This window comes from Pseudomonas sp. D3, assembly GCF_029320995.1.
Taxonomy (GTDB): domain Bacteria; phylum Pseudomonadota; class Gammaproteobacteria; order Pseudomonadales; family Pseudomonadaceae; genus Aquipseudomonas; species Aquipseudomonas paraveronii.
The window spans coordinates 309,009-325,636 of record NZ_CP119772.1 but is presented as its reverse complement, the minus strand read 5'-3'; the positions used below and the strand labels follow the sequence as shown (position 1 = coordinate 325,636).

Annotated in this window: 15 protein-coding genes; 9 read left to right on the top strand and 6 right to left on the bottom strand. The window is 61.7% G+C overall.

What is annotated here, in order from left to right; genetic code table 11:
• Nucleotides 1-70: 70 nt before the first annotated feature.
• The 7 genes from P3S72_RS01470 to P3S72_RS01440 all read left to right on the top strand — a co-directional run bounded on the left by P3S72_RS01470 (nucleotide 71) and on the right by P3S72_RS01440 (nucleotide 7,822).
• The gene (locus P3S72_RS01470; RefSeq protein ID WP_276195676.1) at nucleotides 71-1,729 is read left to right on the top strand and encodes a Na/Pi cotransporter family protein; all 1,659 of its coding nucleotides are present in this window, start codon (nucleotides 71-73) and stop codon (nucleotides 1,727-1,729) included.
• Between the two features lie 57 nt (nucleotides 1,730-1,786).
• Complete coding sequence (locus tag P3S72_RS01465; RefSeq protein ID WP_276195674.1) at nucleotides 1,787-3,172, top strand: pitrilysin family protein; 1,386 nt, start codon at nucleotides 1,787-1,789, stop codon at nucleotides 3,170-3,172.
• 67 nt (nucleotides 3,173-3,239) lie between these two features.
• Nucleotides 3,240-4,271, top strand: a complete 1,032-nt coding sequence (locus P3S72_RS01460) for a DUF5924 family protein (RefSeq protein ID WP_276195673.1) — start codon at nucleotides 3,240-3,242, stop codon at nucleotides 4,269-4,271.
• A 54-nt stretch (nucleotides 4,272-4,325) separates the two neighbouring features.
• Nucleotides 4,326-5,474, top strand: coding sequence for an ABC transporter permease (locus P3S72_RS01455; RefSeq protein WP_276195672.1), 1,149 nt, complete (start codon nucleotides 4,326-4,328; stop codon nucleotides 5,472-5,474).
• Nucleotides 5,471-6,274, top strand: a complete 804-nt coding sequence (locus P3S72_RS01450) for an ATP-binding cassette domain-containing protein (protein WP_276195670.1) — start codon at nucleotides 5,471-5,473, stop codon at nucleotides 6,272-6,274. Before P3S72_RS01455 ends, P3S72_RS01450 begins: the two co-directional genes overlap by 4 nt.
• Before the next feature lies 1 nt (nucleotide 6,275).
• Nucleotides 6,276-7,214: an MlaD family protein gene (locus P3S72_RS01445; protein ID WP_247408670.1), complete on the top strand. Its 939-nt coding sequence runs from the start codon at nucleotides 6,276-6,278 to the stop codon at nucleotides 7,212-7,214.
• Nucleotides 7,211-7,822, top strand: coding sequence for an ABC-type transport auxiliary lipoprotein family protein (locus tag P3S72_RS01440; RefSeq protein WP_276195668.1), 612 nt, complete (start codon nucleotides 7,211-7,213; stop codon nucleotides 7,820-7,822). The genes P3S72_RS01445 and P3S72_RS01440 overlap by 4 nt, the downstream gene beginning before the upstream one ends.
• A 40-nt stretch (nucleotides 7,823-7,862) precedes the next feature.
• Here the strand turns inward: P3S72_RS01440 and P3S72_RS01435 are convergent, their stop codons facing one another.
• The 5 genes from P3S72_RS01435 to P3S72_RS01415 form a co-directional block, all read right to left on the bottom strand.
• Nucleotides 7,863-9,092 (bottom strand): spore maturation protein, encoded by a 1,230-nt coding sequence (locus P3S72_RS01435; protein ID WP_276195667.1) that lies wholly within the window; start codon nucleotides 9,090-9,092, stop codon nucleotides 7,863-7,865.
• Nucleotides 9,093-9,187: 95 nt separating this feature from the next.
• Complete coding sequence (gene gltP, locus P3S72_RS01430; protein WP_276195666.1) at nucleotides 9,188-10,519, bottom strand: glutamate/aspartate:proton symporter GltP; 1,332 nt, start codon at nucleotides 10,517-10,519, stop codon at nucleotides 9,188-9,190.
• Nucleotides 10,520-11,249: 730 nt separating this feature from the next.
• Nucleotides 11,250-11,717 (bottom strand): inhibitor of vertebrate lysozyme family protein, encoded by a 468-nt coding sequence (locus P3S72_RS01425; protein WP_276195665.1) that lies wholly within the window; start codon nucleotides 11,715-11,717, stop codon nucleotides 11,250-11,252.
• 2 nt (nucleotides 11,718-11,719) lie between these two features.
• Nucleotides 11,720-11,884: a DUF1328 domain-containing protein gene (locus tag P3S72_RS01420; protein ID WP_003170804.1), complete on the bottom strand. Its 165-nt coding sequence runs from the start codon at nucleotides 11,882-11,884 to the stop codon at nucleotides 11,720-11,722.
• A gap of 78 nt (nucleotides 11,885-11,962) precedes the next feature.
• Nucleotides 11,963-12,253 (bottom strand): hypothetical protein, encoded by a 291-nt coding sequence (locus P3S72_RS01415; RefSeq protein WP_276195648.1) that lies wholly within the window; start codon nucleotides 12,251-12,253, stop codon nucleotides 11,963-11,965.
• A 376-nt stretch (nucleotides 12,254-12,629) separates the two neighbouring features.
• Between P3S72_RS01415 and algB the strand changes: the two genes are divergently transcribed.
• On the top strand, nucleotides 12,630-13,976 hold the full coding sequence (algB, locus tag P3S72_RS01410; RefSeq protein WP_276195646.1) for a sigma-54-dependent response regulator transcription factor AlgB: 1,347 nt from the start codon (nucleotides 12,630-12,632) through the stop codon (nucleotides 13,974-13,976).
• Nucleotides 13,977-13,986: 10 nt separating this feature from the next.
• The gene (locus P3S72_RS01405; protein WP_276195644.1) at nucleotides 13,987-15,774 is read left to right on the top strand and encodes an ATP-binding protein; all 1,788 of its coding nucleotides are present in this window, start codon (nucleotides 13,987-13,989) and stop codon (nucleotides 15,772-15,774) included.
• A gap of 3 nt (nucleotides 15,775-15,777) precedes the next feature.
• Here P3S72_RS01405 and P3S72_RS01400 read toward each other — a convergent pair whose 3' ends face one another.
• Nucleotides 15,778-16,554: an N-acetylmuramoyl-L-alanine amidase gene (locus tag P3S72_RS01400; RefSeq protein WP_276195642.1), complete on the bottom strand. Its 777-nt coding sequence runs from the start codon at nucleotides 16,552-16,554 to the stop codon at nucleotides 15,778-15,780.
• Between the last annotated feature and the right edge of the window lie 74 nt (nucleotides 16,555-16,628).

The following is a 16,628-nucleotide window of genomic DNA, read 5'->3' as shown; positions in this document are numbered from 1 at the left end:
CAAGACGTAGAACGGCACGCGGCAACTCTCATTGGCTCCTGTTGGAGCCCACCCACACGGGGGGCCGAGCATGCTGACCTTGCTCAATCTGCTTTCCGCCGTGACCCTGCTGATCTGGGGCACGCATATCGTCCGTACCGGTATCCTGCGGGTCTACGGTTCCAACCTGCGCCACGTCATCGGGCAAAACATGTCCAAGCGCTGGCTGGCGTTTGTCGCAGGTATCCTGGTGACGGCCATGGTGCAGAGCAGCAACGCCACCGCCATGCTGGTGACATCGTTTGTCGGCCAGGGCCTGATGGGGCTGATGCCCGCGCTGGCGACCATGCTCGGCGCCGACGTCGGTACGGCGCTGATGGCGCGGGTGCTCACCCTTGACCTGTCCTGGCTGTCGCCGCTGCTGATCTTTCTCGGGGTGATTTTCTTCCTGACACGCAAACAGACGCGGGCCGGGCAGTTGGGCCGGGTCGGGATCGGCCTCGGGCTGATCATCCTCGCGCTGCAATTGATCGTCGAAGCCGCCGGGCCGATCACCCACGCGCAGGGCGTGAAGGTGCTGTTTGCCTCGCTGACCGGCGACATCCTGCTCGATGCCCTGATCGGCGCGTTGTTCGCGATGATTTCCTACTCCAGCCTCGCCGCCGTACTGCTGACCGCCACCCTGGCCGGCGCCGGCGTGATCGGTTTGCACGTGGCCATCGGCCTGGTGATCGGTGCCAACATCGGCAGCGGCGTGCTGGCGTTCCTCAGCACCAACATGCAGAACGCCGCCGGACGCCAGGTAGCCCTGGGCAGCCTGTTGTACAAATTGATCGGCCTGTTGTTGATCATCCCGGTGCTGGACCCGCTCGTGTTGTGGATGGACAGCCTGGATTACAGCGCCCAAGGCATGGTCATTAGCTTCCACCTGCTCTACAACGTCAGTCGTTGCCTGATCCTGCTACCGAGCATCGGCCCGATGGCCCGGGTCTGCGCGTGGTTGCTGCCCGAACGGGAAGAGGCCAACGGCAAGGCCACGCCGCGCCACCTGGACCTCGCCGCCCTGGCCACGCCAAGCCTGGCGCTGGCCAACGCAGTGCGGGAAACCCTGCGCCTGGGCGACCTGATCGACAACATGCTCACCGCGATGCTCGAAGTGCTGCGCGGCAAACAAACCGCCATCACCCAGGAAATGCGCAGCCTCAGCGACGACGTCGAGGCACTCTACAGCGCGATCAAACTCTACCTGGCGCAAATGCCTCGCGAAGACCTCAGCGAACAGGACAACCGCCGCTGGGCCGAGATCATCGAGCTGTCGATCAACCTGAAACTGGCCGGCGACCTGATCGAACGCATGCTGCGCAAAGTCCAGCAGCAGAAAACCTCCCAACGGCGCCAGTTCTCCGAAGTGGGCCTGGAAGAACTCACCGGCCTGCACAGCCAACTGATCGCCAACCTGCGCCTGGGCCTGTCGGTGTTCCTCAGTGCCGACCCGGAAAGCGCGCGCCAATTGCTGCGCGAGAAACGCCGCTTCCGCGCCCAGGAGCGCCGCCTGGCACACGCCCACGTCAGCCGTCTGCAACGCAAGATCGTGCAGAGCCTGGAGACCAGCTCCCTGCATTTGGAACTGATTGCCGACATGAAACGCTTGAACTCGTTGTTTTGCAGCAGTGCTTATGCAGTGTTGGAAACGTCCGACATCGGCGCGCTCTCCGCCGAAGATATTGCCGACATCACACATTCGCCCTGAACGTAAGACGGCCAGTGAAGTCAGTTAACACTGACCTCACTCGCCAGGAAGCCAGTTATGCGTCGCCTGTTATTCGCCTGCCTGCTCATGGGCTCTGTACACGCCTTTGCCTTTGACCGCCTGCAAGTCGAGGGCTACACCTTGCCCAACGGCCTGCAATTACTGCTCAAGCCGGGCACCGAACGCGGGCATGTGGCGATTCGCCTGGTGGTCGGCGTGGGCCTGGATGACTTCCGTTGCGCAGACAAGGAACTGCCGCACCTGCTCGAACACTTGTTGTTCAGCGGTATCGACGGCGGCGGTGAAGGCGACCTCGAAGAACGCATGCAAGCCCTGGGCGGCGAGTGGAACGCCTACACCAGCAATGCCGACACCACCTTCGTGATCGAGGCGCCCGCGCAAAACCAGCGCAAGGTCTTGGACCTGCTACGGGCGATCCTCACTCGCACCGAACTGACCGACGCCCATATCAACGCGGCCAAGCAAGTGGTCGAGCGCGAGGACGGCGGCCACTACTCACACCTGCAACGCCTGCTGGACCGCCAGGACCTGGGCCACACCGCCAGCAACCAATTGGCGGTCGAACTGGGCCTCAAGTGCACCGAACGCGCCCAGGTCAACCAGTTGACCCGCGACCAACTGGAGCAACTGCGCAAAAACTGGTACGCCCCCAACAACATGACGTTGATCATCGTCGGCGACCTCGACAAGCTGCTACCGGCCTATCTGGAACGCACCTATGGCCAACTCGTTCCGGTCGAGCCGACCGAGCATCTGGCCCTGCCGGAAATCCAGCACGCCGCCGCCAGCCACCGCGACCTGATCCATGGTTGGGTCGGCAACGGCGCCAAACTGCACTGGCTGTTCCCCGAGCCGGTGCTCGACGAGCAGCATGACGAAACCTACGACCTGCTCAAGGACTACCTCGACTGGGCGCTGTATCGCCAACTGCGCCTCAAGCACGGTTTGTCCTACGGCCCGTGGAGCGAACGCGAAGTGCTCGGCGGCGTCGGTTTCCTCAGCCTGAATGCCGACCTCGAACGGGAAACCCTCCCCGAAGCCGAACAGGTGTTGCAGGACCTCAAGGCCCAACTGCTCAAGGACGGCCTCGACCCGGCGGCATTCGCCCGCCTGCAACAGGCCGCCATCGCGCGCCAGGCCTGGGCCGTGCAGGGCAACAGCGCGCTGGCCGACTATTACTGGAGCGCCTCGGGCGACTACGACAACGGTCACTTCAGCGACCCGGTCAAACGCATCAAGGCCGTGAGCCTGGCGCAGACCAACCAGGCCATGCGCGAGCTATTCAAGCAGCCGGGCTACTGGCGCATCGAAAAACCGCTGCTGAGCTACGACATGCTGAACTGGATAGGTGCCGGTGTGCTCGGGCTGATCGCGATTGTATTGATCGGCGTGCGCAGTTATCGCAAACGGATCGCGCAATGAGGCACCGTACCCAGGGCTAAGACGTTATTCTATCGGGGATTTTTCCTACAAAGACTGTGACTGCCGAATGCCGAACCTGAACCACTACATCCAGCGCATCCTCGAACTGATGAAACGCTACCCAGGGGTGATCGCACTCGGCGGCTTCATCTCGGGGGTGAGCAGCTTCATCCTGGTGGACCGCCAGCAGGGCATGGCCAGTTGGATCGCGGTCATCATGCTGGTGAGCTGGTTGTGGCTGATGCTGGAAAACAGCTTTACCCAACTGTTCACCAAAGTCTTCAAGCGCGAAATCCCCGAACCGCTGCTGCGTTACGCCACCCAGATGATCCACCAGGAAAGTCTGTTTTTTGTGCTGCCGTTCTTTTTCATCACCACCGCCTGGAACAGCGGCCAATCGATCTTCACCGGGCTGCTCGGCGCGGCGGCGCTGGTGTCGATCACCGACCCGCTCTATTACAAGTGGCTGGCGCCCAAACGCTCGCTGTTCCTCGCCTTACACACCTTCACCCTGTTCGCCGCGCTGCTCACCGCGCTGCCGATCATCCTGCACCTGACCACCGCCGAGAGCTACAAACTGGCCCTCGGCGTGGCCATGGCCTTGTCGATCCCGAGCCTGGCCGTGAGCTTGCCGCTGCGCAGTCTCAAAGGCTGGGCGATGCTGCTCGGGGTCACGGCCGCCATTGGCTGCGCAGGATGGTTCCTACGCAGTTGGGTGCCACCGGCCACCTTGTGGATGACTGAAGTGGCGATCAGCACCCAGTTGCAAGACCGCACGCCGGGCGACGATCTCAAAGAAGTCAGCGCCGCCCAACTGCGCAGCGCCGGGCTCTATGCCTATACCGCCATCAATGCCCCGCGCGGGCTGGATGAGCGGATCTACCACGTGTGGAAATTCAACGGCAAGGAGGTCGACCGCATCGCCCTGGATATTCATGGCGGGCGCAAGGAAGGCTACCGCGCCTGGACCCACAAACAGAACTTCCCGGCCGACGCGGTGGGGCGCTGGCAAGTCCAGGTGCTGACCGAAGACGGGCAGGTGATCGGCGTGCTGCGTTTCAAAGTGACTGACACAGCACAAACGGACAACCCAAAGTAGGCTGTATCGTGCTATTACGTAGGCATTGTGGATAGCCAGACAAGCTCGGAGCTTATGACCACCAGTACCTCGGCCGGCACAGCCCACCTCGATACGTCCACCGCCCCCCCGTTACTCAGGATTACGGGGGACTGGACGCTTGCCCACTACACAAACCTGAAGAAGCTGTCGGACAAGCTCGACGGCCGATACGACGCCGGCGCCCGCGTCGACCTCAATGGCCTCGGCGCCCTCGACACAGCTGGCGCCTCACTGCTGGTCGAGCTGCTGGGCCCAGACCGTATCGAGCAATCCGCCGAGCAAACCGACTGCAGCCTGTCCGCCGCCGACCGCGCACTGCTCAAGACCGTCTACCGCTCCCTGAATGATTTCTGCGTACCGGAAAAAGCCCCGGAAGAAGCCACCGGCATCCAGGTGCTGGCGCGCATCGGCGCCGCGGTGGATGCGGTGTGGCTGGACAGCAAGCAACTGCTGGGCTTTATCGGCCTGATCCTTGAAACCTTCGCCCGCAGCATTTTCCGGCCCAAGCGCTGGCGCGTGACGCCGATGGTTGCGCATATCGAACAGACCGGCCTCGACGCCGCGCCCATCGTCGCCTTGCTGACGTTTCTGGTGGGCGCCGTGGTGGCGTTCCTCGGCGCCACGGTGCTCAAGAGCTTTGGCGCGACGATTTTCACCGTGGACCTGGTGGCGTTCTCCTTCCTACGGGAATTCGGCGTCTTGCTGACCGCGATCCTGATCGCCGGCCGCACCGCCAGTGCCTTTACCGCGCAAATCGGCTCGATGAAGGCCAACGAAGAAATCGACGCCATCCGCACCCTGGGCCTGGACCCGATGGAGCTGCTGGTCTTGCCCCGCGTGCTGGCCCTGCTGGTGTCGCTGCCGATGCTGACGTTCCTGGCAATGCTCTCGGGGATTGTCGGCGGCGGGGTGGTGTGTGCGCTGACCCTGGATATTTCGCCGGCGATGTTCCTCTCGCTGCTGCAGTCGGACATTGGAGTGAAGCATTTCCTGGTGGGCATGGTGAAAGCGCCGTTCTTCGCCTTCCTGATCGCCGCCATTGGTTGCCTGGAAGGCTTCAAGGTCAGCGGCAGCGCCGAGTCGGTCGGCGCCCATACCACCTCCAGCGTGGTGCAATCGATCTTTGTGGTGATCGTGCTCGATGCGGTCGCCGCGTTGTTCTTCATGGAGATGGGCTGGTGAGTCGCCTACCCCGAGCGCCCAGCGAGGCGGTGATCGAAGTCCGTGGGCTGTGCAATCGCTTTGGCAGCCAGAGCGTGCACGAAAACCTCGACCTGGATCTGTACAAGGGCGAAATCCTCGCCGTGGTCGGCGGCTCCGGCAGCGGTAAGTCGGTGCTGTTGCGCAGCATCATCGGCCTGCGCCGGCCCAGCGCAGGCGAGGTGCGGGTATTCGGCAAGGACTTGTCGAACCTGCCGGAGCAGGCGCGCTCGCTGGTGGAACGGCGCTTTGGCGTGCTGTTCCAGAAGGGCGCGCTGTTTTCCTCGCTGACGGTGACCGAGAACGTCGCGCTGCCGCTGATCGAGCACGCCGGCCTGAGCCGCGCCGACGCCGAGCACCTGGCCGCAGTCAAATTGGCGTTGGCCGGGTTGCCGCTGTCGGCGGCCGACAAATACCCGGCGTCGCTGTCCGGCGGCATGATCAAGCGCGCGGCCCTGGCCCGTGCCCTGGCGCTGGACCCGGACATTCTGTTCCTCGACGAACCCACCGCCGGGCTCGACCCGATCGGCGCCGCGCAATTCGACCAACTGATCCTGACCCTGCGCGATGCGCTGGGCCTGAGCGTGTTCCTGGTCACCCACGACCTGGACACGCTGTACACCATCACCGACCGCGTCGCGGTGCTGGCGCAGAAAAAAGTGCTGGTGGCCGATGCCATCGATGTCGTCTCCGAAACCGACGACGCCTGGATTCACGAATATTTCCACGGCCCCCGGGGCCGCGCGGCATTGGATGCCGCTCAACCGCTCAACGAGGTATGACATGGAAACCCGAGCCCATCATGTGATGATCGGTCTGTTCAGCGTGATTGTGGTGGTCGGCGCGATGCTGTTTGGCCTGTGGCTGGCCAAGTCCAGCGTCGACACCGCGTTCCAGGATTACGAAGTGATTTTCAACGAGGCGGTCAGCGGCCTGTCCCAGGGCAGCTCGGTGCAGTACAGCGGGATCAAGGTGGGCGATGTCATCAGCCTGCGCCTGGACCCCAAAGACCCGCGCCGCGTGCTCGCACGCATCCGCCTTTCCGGGCAGACGCCGATCAAGGAAGACACCCAGGCCAAGCTGGCCCTGACCGGCATCACCGGCACCTCGATCATCCAGCTCAGCGGCGGCACACCGCAAAGCCCGACACTCAAGGGCAAGGACGGCGACCTGCCGGAGATCATCGCCTCGCCATCACCTATTGCACGGTTGCTGAACAACAGTAACGACCTGATGACCAGCATCAACCTGCTGCTGCACAACGCCAACGACATGTTCTCCGCACAGAATGTCGAGCGCATCAGCAACACCCTGGACCATCTGGAACAAACCACCGGCGCGATTGCCGACCAGCGCGGCGATATCAAAGTGGTGATGCAGCAACTGATGCAGGTCAGCAAGCAGGCCGGTGCCGCCCTCGAGCAGACCACGGCGCTGATGCGCAATGCCAACGGCCTGCTCAACGATCAAGGCAGGCAGGTCTTCGGCAGCGCCGAGCAGGCGATGAAATCCCTTGAGCAAAGCACTGCAACCATCAACACCTTGCTGACCGATAACAAGAACGCGGTTAACAGCGGCATGCAGGGCCTCAACGAACTGGCGCCGGCCGTGCGCGAACTGCGCGAAACCCTCGGTTCGCTGCGCGCCATCTCCCGCCGCCTGGAAGCCAACCCCAGCGGTTACCTGCTGGGCAGCGACAAGAACAAGGAGTTCACGCCATGAAGCGTGCTTACCAACTGATCGCCCCCGTGGCCCTGGCACTGGTCAGCGCGTGCTCGATCCTGCCCAGTCCCAACCCGTCGGACGTCTACCGCCTGGCCTCGGCCCCGGCGGCCGCCCAAGCGGCGCCGGTAGCCTGGTCGCTGCGCGTGACCAAGCCGCAGACCAGCGAGTTCCTCGACAGCTCGCGCATTGCCGTGGTGCCCCAGGGTGATCTGATCAGCAGCTACGCCAACTCACGTTGGAGCGACTCGGCACCGGTGTTGCTGCGCAACCGCTTCATGGACGGCTTCCAGCGCGATGGCCGGGTGACGTTGCTGAGTAGCGACGAGACCAACCTGCAGGCCGACTACGAGCTGGGCGGGCAATTGCAGGCGTTCCAGAGCGAATACCGCGACAGCGCGGTGGAAGTGGTGATCCGCCTGGATGCGCGGCTGGTGCGTGGGAGTGATCAGCGGATCATTGCCAGCCGAAGGTTTGAAGTGCGCCAGCCGGTCAGCGACAACAAAGTGCCAGCGGTGGTGGCCGGGTTTGGGCTGGCGGGGGATCAGTTGAACAAGCAGGTGGTGGATTGGGTGGTGGCGCAAGGCAACACTGCGCCGAAACGCTGAGGGCCTCATCGGGAGCTTGCTCCCGATAGCCATCCAAGCCTTAACCAAAGAACCAGTAGCACACCGCAATCGCCGCCACCACACCGGCAAACTCCGCCAGCAACGCACAGCCCACCGCATGCCGCGCCCGCTGAATACCCACCGAGCCGAAATACACCGCCAACACATAGAAGGTGGTCTCGGTACTGCCCTGAACCGTCGCCGCCACCAACGCCGGGAAGCTGTCGACGCCCTGGGTCTGCATGGTCTCGATCAACATCGCCCGCGCGGCACTGCCGGAGAACGGCTTGACCATCGCAGTCGGCAGCGCGTCGACGAAGCGCGTGTCCATGCCGGTCCAGGCGACCACATGACGAATGCCTTCCAGGCCAAAGTCCAGCGCACCGGATGCACGCAACACGCCCACCGCGCAGAGCATCGCCACCAGATACGGCAGCAGGTTCTTGGCGACGTCGAAGCCCTCTTTGGCCCCTTCGACAAACGCCTCGTAGACCTTCACCTTGCGCAACGCGCCGACCAGCAGGAACAGCATGATCAGGCCAAACAGCGTCAGGTTGCCAAGGATCGACGACAACCCGGCCAGCGCCGTGGCGGACAAGGTCGCCAGCAACGCCATGAAGCCGCCCAGCAGCAGTGCGCCTGGGATCAAATAGGCCAGCACCACCGGGTCCCACAGCCGCAAGCGCTGCATCACTGCCACCGAGAGCAAGCCCACCAGGGTCGATGCGCTGGTGGCCAGTAGGATCGGCAAAAACACCAGCGTCGGGTCGGCTGCGCCTTGCTGGGCACGGTACATGAAGATGGTCACCGGCAACAGCGTCAGCGAGGATGCGTTGAGCACTAGGAACAGAATCTGCGCGTTACTCGCGGTATTGGGGATCGGGTTGAGCTCCTGCAACGCTTTCATGGCTTTCAGGCCGATGGGTGTCGCGGCGTTGTCCAGGCCCAGGCCGTTGGCGGCGAAGTTGAGGGTGATCAAACCGATGGCCGGGTGGCCAGCCGGCACTTCCGGCATCAGCCGGCGAAACAGCGGGCCGAGGGCCCTGGCCAGCCAGTCGACGATCCCGGCTTTTTCGGCGATGCGCAAAAAGCCCAGCCATAACGTCAGCGTGCCGAACAACAGCACCATGACCTCCACCGACAATTTGGCCATGGCGAAAATGCTTTCCACCATCGCCGCAAAAATCCCGGCGTTACCGCCGACCAGCCATTGCGCCAGTGCTGACACCATTGCTACGACAAAGAAGCCAAGCCACAGGCCATTGAGCATCAGTTGAATCCCCCGAAAGATGGGGCGAATGATAGCGGGGCTGACAGAAACGACAAACCCCGGATTTACCGGGGTTTGTGCGCATCAGGCAGACCTCAGCCGCGGCTGGCCTCACCCGCCGGCAACACTTGCTTGGTGCGCCAGTGCGGCAGGGAGTTCCAGTAGCGCTCGCCCTTGGCATCGTCGTACATGCCTTCCCAACGGGAGATGACCAGTACCGCCAAGGCGTTGCCGATCACGTTGAGGGCGGTACGCGCCATGTCCATGATGCGGTCGACGCCGGCAATGAACGCCAGGCCTTCCAATGGAATGCCCACGCTGCCCAGGGTAGCCAGCAACACCACGAAGGACACGCCCGGCACACCCGCGATGCCTTTGGAGGTGACCATCAGGGTCAGCACCAGCATCAGTTGCTGGCCGACCGACAGGTCGATGCCATACAACTGCGCGATAAAGATCGCCGCGATGCTCTGGTACAGGGTCGAACCATCGAGGTTGAACGAATAACCGGTCGGCACCACGAAGCTGCAGATGGCCTTCGGCGCGCCGTAGGCTTCCATCTTCTCGATCACCCGCGGCAGCACGGTTTCGGAACTGGCGGTGGAGTAGGCCAGCACCAGCTCATCCTTGAAGATGCGCATCAGCTTGATCACCGAGAAGCCAAACAGGCGTGCGATCAGGCCCAGGATCACAAAGGCGAAGAACAGAATGGCGACGTAAACCAGAATCACCAGCTTGGCCAGTGGCAGCAAAGAGGCGAAGCCGAAGTTGGCGACGGTCACCGCGATCAGCGCGAACACACCGATAGGCGCGTACTTCATGATCATGTGGGTGACTTTGAACATGCTCTCGGACACGCCCTGGAACATCGTCACCAACGGCTCGCGCAGCTCAGGCTTGAGGCTCGACAGGCCCAGGCCGAACAGCACGGAGAAGAAGATGATCGGCAGCATCTCGCCACGCGCGACGGCGGCAAAGATGTTCGATGGGATCAGGTTGAGGATGGTCTGAACGAACGCATGCTCATGCTGCACCTCCGCCGCTGTCGCCTGGTACTTGGAGATATCCACGGTACCCAGGGTACTCATGTCGATGCCCGTGCCAGGGTGGAACAGGTTGGCCAGCAACAGGCCGACCACGATGGCGATGGTGGTGACGACCTCGAAGTAAAGGATGGTTTTGACGCCAATTCGACCGAGCTTTTTCGCATCGCCGACACCGGCAATGCCGACGATCAGCGAGGAAATCACAATCGGGATCACGATCATCTTGATCAGGCGGATAAAGATATCGCCCGCCGGCTGCAGCACATTGCTGATCCACCAGGCCTTTTCAGCACTGAAATGGTTGAGCACGGCGCCGATTGCGATCCCCAGCACCAAACCGATGAGGATCTGCCAGGCGAGGCTTAGCTTTGCCTTCTTCATGTCATTACCCTTACTTCAAGTGAACTTAAGGCAAATGCGCCAGCTGCAACGCTCGGAAGCGAAAAAGTGTGTGCATCTGCCTCCATAGAAAGTCACCGCCGCATGGCCGAAATGGCTTACTGGCAGGCGAAAAAAGGCGCAACTATTCCCATGCAAGGGGGCGACGTCTAATGCCGTAAACGCCTACCCTATGCCGAATCGGCATGGCTTTTTTTCATAATAACTGACCGGACGGTCAGTTCAAATGCGACATTTTGCCCGGCGAATATGCCGTGAACCGGTCAAATCAGGGTCGCTTAGAGATGCAGGACACGCTGAAGGCATTCGCAAAAATGCCTGTGTATTCAGGGGGCTGTTGTCTGAAATGTCCTATAGCGTGAACGAAATTTTCTCGATAGATGGTCGCCACGACATACCCAGTAATGGTTAGTCGCGGGCAAAAAGCAGATTCTCGGCTAAGAGCAGTATGAGAGGCGGGGGATGAACCTCATAAGCCCGCCGCAAGTCCAGCAAGCTCGAGAGCGTGTGAACTTGCGTCGTAGCTTTTCACCTGACCCGGCCCTTGCGCAGGCACTCCCTGTACCCGTAGGTCACGCCGATCTCGACGGATCAGAGCAACCCGGCCCCCTGGCCATGCATCGCTCTTGGTGAGCGATGCAAACAGAAAGAAGCGCAAGGGCTTCTTTCTATGGACGCCGGCCCCGCAGACGACAGATGCGTCAGACGGAACCTAGTACCAATTCGGATCTTTCTTCAGTTGCTCCATCAGCAGCTTTTGCATGCCTGCATCCGGCTTACCGATAAACCGGTAATCGGCGTGACGCGTTGGAGACTTGTCCGCCGGCAGGCCGGCCGGGACTTCCACCAACATGGCGTAGGCATCTTCCTTGTCGTAACTGAAGGCGACGATCAGGCGCTTGTTCAGGCAGGTGTCTGCGGTTTCGCAGAGGGGCCCGACCAAGTACTTGTCGCCATCTTCTTCAACGGCATTCATTTGCTCGGCCGTGCCGGACAGGTTCATGACCCATTCCGGCAGGCGCTCTTCTTTCTTCACCACGCCTTGCCACGTTTCACGGTACTGCGAGTCCGCGCTGAGCAATTCGTTGGCCCGGGTCTGGCCGTCGTTAGCGGCCATCGCCAAACCGCTGCCGCCCAGAAGCAGGACGGCAGCCATGGCCTTGAGAGACAAAGTGGTCATATTCAGCCTCGGCCGCGACGACCAAAGAAGAACGAAGCGATGAACATCACCAGGAAGACCACAAACAGAATCTTGGCGATACCCGTGGCAGTGCCCGCGATCCCACCGAAGCCCAGGACTGCAGCCACAATGGCGATGATCAGAAATGTGATTGCCCAACTCAACATGGTGATTCTCCTTACGCTTTTTTAGGGGTGACAGCGGTACTGCCGTGCAATCGCTCAACTCAAGCGACCTTTTGTTGCCTAGAACACCCAACGTTCCTGGGATGGCAGTTCACCCAAGGCAGACGCCTGGTCAACCATCCGCAGTTGGGGAGTCGTTACATCGGCAGAGACGCTGCCAACGGAACGGCTATCAATGGAGCGAAAATGGGTCTGGGTCATTGCCGGACGTTCGAAATGCGGGGTCTGCTGCTGCCAATGCTGCAACTGCTGGCCGCCAATCAACGTGACCATCAGGGCCAGGCTGGCGAACAGGCCTTGTTGCAAGCGCACTGGCGATACACACAGTTGAGCGAGGCTTTGGCGAGTCATGCTGCTTTCTCCCGCATTTTGATTATTCGTTAGGAGAGCTATTGCAGAGGGCGTGCCAGCTTTTTTACAAAATAAAACTCAACAAAATCAATCAGTTAAATATATTTGATCAACACGAAGCCCAGCATCCTGCACGATGGCCACCTGGACGCCGTGCGAAATGCACGATCACCAGTGGTCGGATGGGTGGATAGAAAGCCAATAGCGCACTGCCGAAGTGGCAAGAAGGCATGAAAACGCCAGCAGGCGCGGGCTTTGTAGGGACACACGTAGATAGCTGCACGACGTTGCGTTTTATCAATCAGAATGAACCATGCAACTTGCCCGATTATTCCGGGACTAAACACCATCATTCATATTCAGGAGCGCGGGACAAATGGAATCAGCCAAGGAACTTCAAGGCCGCATTCTTTTAGTGGACGACGAATCCGCGATCCTTCGTACCTTCCGTTATTGCCTGGAAGATGAGGGCTACACCGTAGCCACCGCGAACAGCGCCGCTCAGGCCGATGCCCTGATGCAACGCCAAGTGTTCGACCTGTGCTTCCTGGACCTGCGCCTGGGCGAGGACAACGGCCTGGATGTGTTGGCGCAGATGCGCATCCAGGCGCCGTGGATGCGCGTGGTGATTGTGACCGCGCATTCCGCCGTGGACACTGCGGTGGATGCGATCCAGGCCGGCGCGGCTGATTATCTGGTCAAACCGTGCAGCCCCGACCAACTGCGCCTGGCCACCGCCAAACAATTGGAAGTGCGCCAGCTCTCCGCGCGCCTGGAGGCGCTGGAAGGCGAAGTACGCCAACCCAAAGACGGCCTCGACTCCCACAGCCCGGCGATGATGGTGGTGCTGGAAACTGCACGCCAAGTGGCCGGGACTGACGCCAACATCCTCATCCTCGGCGAATCCGGCACCGGTAAAGGCGAGTTGGCCCGGGCCATTCACGGCTGGAGCAAGCGCGCGAAGAAATCCTGCGTCACCATCAACTGCCCGTCGCTGACGGCGGAGTTGATGGAAAGCGAACTGTTCGGCCATAGCCGCGGTGCCTTTACCGGCGCCAGCGAGAGCACCTTGGGCCGGGTTAACCAGGCGGACGGCGGCACGCTGTTTCTCGACGAGATCGGCGACTTTCCCCTCACCCTGCAGCCCAAGTTGCTGCGCTTTATCCAGGACAAGGAATACGAGCGCGTGGGCGACCCGGTTACCCGGCGCGCCGATGTACGCATCCTTGCGGCCACCAACCTGAATCTCGAAGACATGGTGCGCGACGGCCGCTTTCGCGAAGACTTGCTGTACCGCCTCAACGTGATCACCTTGCACCTGCCGCCGCTGCGCGAACGCAGCGAAGACATCCTGGCCCTGGCCGACCGCTTCCTCGCCCGCTTCGTCAAGGAATACGCCCGACCGGCGCGGGGCTTCAGCGATGAAGCGCGCGAAGCGCTGCTCAACTACCGCTGGCCGGGCAATATCCGCGAGCTGCGCAACGTGGTGGAACGCGCGAGCATTATCTGCCCGCAGGAAAAGGTCGAAATCAGCCACCTCGGAATGGCCGAACAGCCGACCCACAATGCACCCCGTATCGGTGCCGCGTTGAGCCTGGACGAACTGGAGAAAGCGCATATCGGCGCCGTACTGGCCACCAGCGACACCTTGGATCAGGCTGCCCGCACCCTGGGCATCGACGCGTCGACCCTGTACCGCAAACGCAAACAGTACAACCTGTGAGCTGTACCTTATGAAGTTAGCGATGAAACTGCGCACTCGGTTATTCCTGAGTATCTCCGCGCTGATCACCGTCGCCCTGCTGGGGTTGATCCTGGGGCTGGTCAGCGTGATGCAGATGGCCAAGACCCAGGAGTCATCGATTCGCAGTAACTTCATCACCCTCGACCTGGGACTCAAGCTGCGCCAGAGCCTGGGCGACCAGTTGATGATGATGCTCGAACAACGCCCCAATCCGGAGGCACTGCAAGCGGCGGAACAGCATTACTTCGAGCTGCTCGACCAAGGCATTGCCCACGAACAGCGCGACGGGCATAGCAGCGGTTTCAGTCAGGCCCGGCTCGACTACCAGCGCTTGCTGGCGGCTTTTGACGAATCTCAACAAGCGTCCCCACCGCCCGGCAGCAAAGAGAAAATCAACGAAACATTCAATGTTCTGCGCAACGGCCTGATCGCCGAGCACAAGCAGGCCCTGGAAAACATCAGCGCCAGCGAGCACAAATCCCGCGAGCGCGCCTTGTTGATCGCGGGGCTGCTGGGGCTGGTAGGCCTCGCGGTGCTGATCATCGGTTTTATTACCGCCCATGGCATCGCCCGACGGTTTGGCGGGCCGATCGAAGCGCTGGCCAAGGCCGCCGACAAGATCGGGCAAGGTGATTTCGAAGTGACCCTGCCCATTTCTTCAGCGGCGGAAATGAACCAACTGACCCGACGCTTCGGCATCATGGCCGAAGCGTTGCGCCAGCATCAGGCAACCAATATCGATGAGCTGCTGGCGGGCCAGCAGCGCCTGCAAGCGGTGCTCGACAGTATCGACGACGGCCTGTTGATGATTGACCGTCAAGGCCGCCTGGAGCACCTCAACCCCGTCGCACAGCGCCAGTTGGGCTGGGACGAGGAACGTCTCGGCCAGGGCCTGGGTGATGCGCTGGGTCGCCCGGAAATGGACGATCAACTGCAACTGGTGCTGCGCGGCGGCAACCTGGAACGGGCGCCGGACGACCTGGAGGTGGAAGTCGAGGGTGAGCTGCGCCTGTTGACCTACAGCCTGACGCCGGTAAGCCACACCCAGGGGCATATCCTCGGCGCAGTGATGGTGCTACATGACGTCACCGAGCAGCGCGCCTTTGAGCGGGTACGCAGCGAGTTCGTGTTGCGCGCCTCCCACGAATTGCGCACGCCGGTGACCGGCATGCACATGGCCTTCGGCTTGTTCCGCGAACGCGCGAAGTTTCCTGCGGAGTCCCGTGAAGCGGACCTGCTGGATACGGTCAATGAAGAGATGCAGCGCCTGATGCAGTTGATCAACGACCTGCTCAACTTTTCGCGCTACCAGAACGGCATGCAAAAACTCACCCTGGGCCCGTGCGATGTCACCGACCTACTGGAGCATGCGCGTGCGCGCTTCGCCGAGCCGGCGAATGCGCAACACATCGAGCTGCTGGTAGAGCCCCAGCCCGACCTGCCCCGACTGTATGCCGACCAGGCGCAACTGGAACGCGTGCTCGACAACCTGTTGGGCAACGCCCTGCGCCACACCGCCGAAGGCGGGCAGATCCGCCTGCAGGCACGGCGTCATGGCGAGCGGGTGATTATCAGCGTCGAGGACAACGGCGAAGGTATCGCCTATGGCCAGCAGGGGCGCATCTTCGAACCCTTCGTGCAGGTGGGCCGCAAGAAAGGCGGCGCCGGCCTGGGGCTTGCGCTGTGCAAGGAGATCGTGCAACTGCATGGCGGCCGCATGGGCGTGTATTCACGGCCGGGGCAGGGCACGCAGTTCTATATGGCGTTACCGCTGTAGCGATTAACGCCGGTCGAGGGCGCGCAGGATCGCGGCACTCTCGGCATCCGGTGAGCCATCGAACAGCGCAGGGCGGAAGTGCATCTGGAACGCCGCGATCACATGGCGCGTGGCGACGTCCAGTTCACCGGTCTGCGGCGTCTGGTAGCCCAGGTGCGCCAACGCTTCCTGGAACCAGGTGATGCTCGGCAGATCCGTGGCGTACTGCGCCTGGTAGCGCGCCACAGCCTGCGCGTCGGGCCAGACGCCCAAGCCCTTCTCGGCCAGGCGCTTCCACGGAAACAACGGCCCCGGGTCCTGCTTGCGCAGCGGCGCGATGTCGCTGTGACCAATGATGTTTTTGGGGTCAATGCCATTGCGCGTGCTGATGTCCTTGAGCAACACCTCCAGCGATTGCACCTGAGCTTCGGAGTACGGGTACCACACACGGCCCGTCGGCGTGTCGCGAAACCCTGGGTTGACGATCTCGATCCCGATGGAGCTGGAGTTCAGCCAGGTACGCCCCATCCACTCGCTTTCCCCCGCATGCCAAGCGCGTTGGCTTTCATCCACCAGCTTGTAGATGGTGCCCGAAGCGTCGTCGCCGATCAGGTAATGGCTGCTGACCTGACCATGGGTCAGCAGCGCCAGGGAGCGTTCAAGGTTGGCCGAGGTGTAATGGACCACCACGAACTGCACGCGGTTGTCGTGGTTGGCCGAGGGGTGGCTGGTATCCAGGCGCGGGCCGCTGGCGCAGCCGGTGAGCAGGAGGAACACAAAAGCGAAGTACACGGATTTCATGGCGGATCACGTTACGCAGAAGACGATAATGCAACAGTGTAACGTACCGTTTGTAGCCCAAACGTCAAATTACA